The following is a 2,938-nucleotide window of genomic DNA, read 5'->3' on the forward strand; positions in this document are numbered from 1 at the left end:
GGTGGGTACCGAGGGCGGCGCCGAGGGTTCGGTTGTTCATCGCGGGTCACCGTCCTCGTGGCGGGTGAAGGCATACAGGTCGGTGTGCACGCGTCGGTGCACGGGGGCGGCCGGGCGCAGCCAGGGGCGGCGGATGCGCGCGGCGGTGGGGGTGTCGAGGCGGTGGTGCACGAGCACGAGGTGCTGGGTGTAGAGCAGTCCCGCGGCGCGGGCGGCGCGGATGTGGGCGGCGGCCGGGTCGGTCAGTCCGGTGGTGGTGTGGTGCGGGTGGGTGTGCACGAGCACGATGCCGTCGCGGCGCAGCGCCGCGGCCAGGCTCCGGTAGAACGTCTCGGCACAGCGCGGGTCCGGGTCGGGTTCGTGCGGCGTGGGGTCGGCTAGGACGAGCGCGAGTGTGAGCGTGAGCGTCCGGGCTGGCGGGCGGATCTCGTCCAGGTCGGTGTGTTCGGCGGCGCGCAGCCAGTCGGGTGCGAGTCTCGTGGGCTCGGGCAGCTGGTCGGTGTGGGCGGGCCCGGGTCCGAAAAGCACGGCGGCGTTTCCACCGCGCGGGGCGAATTGCGCGCAGGCGCGTTCCAGCGCCCACAGCGGAAGGCTGGTCTCGGCGGCGATCGGGGATTTGGTGCAGCCGTGCGGGGCGAGCCACACGGTGTGCGGAACGCCGGGAGATCCGTGGGTGGGGATGAGACTGCGCTCGCGGTCAGCCACAGTATTCGTGGTGATGCGGGAGTGGCAGATGCGGTGTGATACAGGCACGGCGGTGCATGGAACCCGCGGTGTTGTCTTTCGGCCTTGCGGCACGACCCGCCTATAAAACGGGATGATCTTGGCCAGATGTAACAGCGTTGAAGGTAGGCAGGCAATGAGTACCGCGAGGCGGGGCAGTAGGCGGGAACCGTCGCGCCGCATTTGATTGCCACCTGAATGGCGTAGCGCTCGGGAAATCATCCAGTCTCTACTGTCGCGTGTATTCGAGGGCACACCGCCTCGTATACACGCATACTTTCAGGCTTCGCGCGGACCAGGGACCGGGCGATGTGGTGCCGAGGTCGCGCCGGGTGCCTGCCTTCCGGTGGCGGCGAGACAGCACAGTTGAGAGCCGCTTGTGTACTCATGTATACGGTCGCGGGCCTGGGTGGCGGTGGGCGGTCTCGTCTGGTGGGCGACGGGTAGCGCGTTCGCGGCAGCTGAATACTTGGTGCGCTTTCCAGTGCGTGCCCCGCATACTTTCCTCGCTCTTGTATACGGCCTTGTGTACGCGTCGAGGGGTGCGGATCGACGTGACGTATACGGCAGGTGGCACAACGGCGGTGCCTGCTTTTCCGGCAGGCAATTCCAGCCGCTTCCGCAAAGGTGCCACTATGTCCTGTTCGCCGCATTCCCGACTCCGCGATGTCGTCGGCCGCGCGCCCGCTGCCGCCCGAGGCGGACGCCCCCGCGTGCGCCCGGGCCGCTTCCCCGTCTTCGACGCAGCTGAAGCCGCGTTCACCAGCCTGGCCACGCAGCCTGACCCGCTACGGGTCCGAACCCCGCTCGGCCCGATGTCCGCCCATCTGGTGCGCCCGGTGCTCACTGACCCGGCAACGGCGCCCGAGACCGTCGACGCGATCTGGCGCACCCTGCTCGGACGTGCGCGCGGCGAGGGCGGCGCGTGGCTGCTTCTCGCGGCCGGTTGCGCGCTGCCCAAGCTGCGGTCCATCGCCTGGCACGCCTGCCGCACGCGCTGCGCCGACCGCGACGAGGTCGCCCAAGAACTGCTCGCCGCCTTCACCCACGCCCTGCTGCACGCCGAACCCGTCCAGGACGTGGACGTGCTCGACGAACTGTTGCGCCCGGCCCGGGCTGCCGCGCACCGCGTAGCCGACCAGGCCCGTCACCTCGCCCGCACCCGCGTCCCGCTCACCGGCCCCGCCGCCCCGCCCAAGCCGGCCGGACACCCGGACCTCGTGCTCATCGAACTGGCGCGTACCGGTGTGATCACCGCCCAGGAGGCGGAATTGATCGGCCGTCACCGCCTGGATGGCGTCTCGCTGCGCCGTATCGCCGCCGAGACCGGCTCGTATCCCATGCGGCTGTCTCGCGCCCTGAGAGCAGCGGAAGGGCGAGTTATCGCCGCGCTCACCACCGATGAATAGCGAGCCTGCAAGAAATCCTCAGTGGTCTTGTTACAAACGGTCTTGATCATCCCGCTTTATAGGCGCGGGAAGAATCCGCCCCTCTCGTTCCAAAAATAGCCGGGCCGCCGTACGACGCCCTTTCCGGGACAGTGCGGCACGACCCCCGACATCCGTCGCCCCTGCGCTTTGAGAAGGGAGGCGGAACCCGCCCTCGGCCCCGACATCGGGCCCGTGGCGGCGGCCCGGCTTTTTCCGCTGCCTCACGCTCACTCGTCCGAACGCAGGCTCCGCAGTCATCTGGAGGCCACTGTGTCTCTCGCTTTGATGCCCACGTCCATCCCGCTGGCGGCCGACTCTCTCGCCCAGGTGATCGGCAATCTGACGACCTGGATCACCGGGTTCCTGGTCGGCCTGGCGACCCTGTTCCTGACCATCGGCGGGGCCCGGTACCTGGCCTCCGACGGCAACCCCAGCGAGGTCGAGCGGGCCAAGTCCGCGCTCAGATCCGCCGCGGTCGGCTACGCCCTGGCGGTGCTCGCCCCGGTCCTGGTGGCCACACTCAAGTCCATCGTCGGCGGGTGAGCGCGATGCCCCGCTCACTGCCCGGATCCGCCACGCGCGATCTGCCTCGACGCCGCCGCGCCCGCCGCCGCGCCGCGGTGTTCGGACTGATTCTCGCCGGCCTTCTGTCCCTGCCCTCGGCCGCGCAGGCCCTGACCGTACCCCTCGCCGGGGCCCCGGTATCCGCCGCCTCGGCACCTCAGCCGGTGCCCGCACCGGCGGTGGAACCGGCCCCGGGACCGGTGCCGTCCCCGGCTCCCGCG

At 70.3% G+C, this 2,938-nt stretch carries 3 protein-coding genes and 1 pseudogene; 3 read left to right on the top strand and 1 reads right to left on the bottom strand.

The genetic code is table 11. The annotated features are described in order from the left end of the window. Positions 1-36 precede the first annotated feature (36 nt). Positions 37-705, bottom strand: a complete 669-nt coding sequence (locus KGA66_RS28510; RefSeq protein WP_211472632.1) for a hypothetical protein — start codon at positions 703-705, stop codon at positions 37-39. Positions 706-1,436: 731 nt separating this feature from the next. On the opposite strand from KGA66_RS28510, the gene KGA66_RS28515 reads away from it, so the two are divergent. The 3 genes and pseudogenes from KGA66_RS28515 to KGA66_RS28525 form a co-directional block, all read left to right on the top strand. Continuing rightward, on the top strand, positions 1,437-2,132 hold the full coding sequence (locus KGA66_RS28515) for a hypothetical protein (protein ID WP_211472634.1): 696 nt from the start codon (positions 1,437-1,439) through the stop codon (positions 2,130-2,132). A gap of 306 nt (positions 2,133-2,438) precedes the next feature. Then, complete coding sequence (locus tag KGA66_RS28520) at positions 2,439-2,696, top strand: pilin (RefSeq protein WP_211472636.1); 258 nt, start codon at positions 2,439-2,441, stop codon at positions 2,694-2,696. Beyond that, positions 2,693-2,938, top strand: a pseudogene (locus KGA66_RS28525) (hypothetical protein); the annotation flags it as partial. The gene KGA66_RS28520 and the pseudogene KGA66_RS28525, both read left to right, overlap by 4 nt.

This window comes from Actinocrinis puniceicyclus (assembly GCF_018283645.1).
GTDB lineage: Bacteria > Actinomycetota > Actinomycetes > Streptomycetales > Catenulisporaceae > Actinocrinis > Actinocrinis puniceicyclus.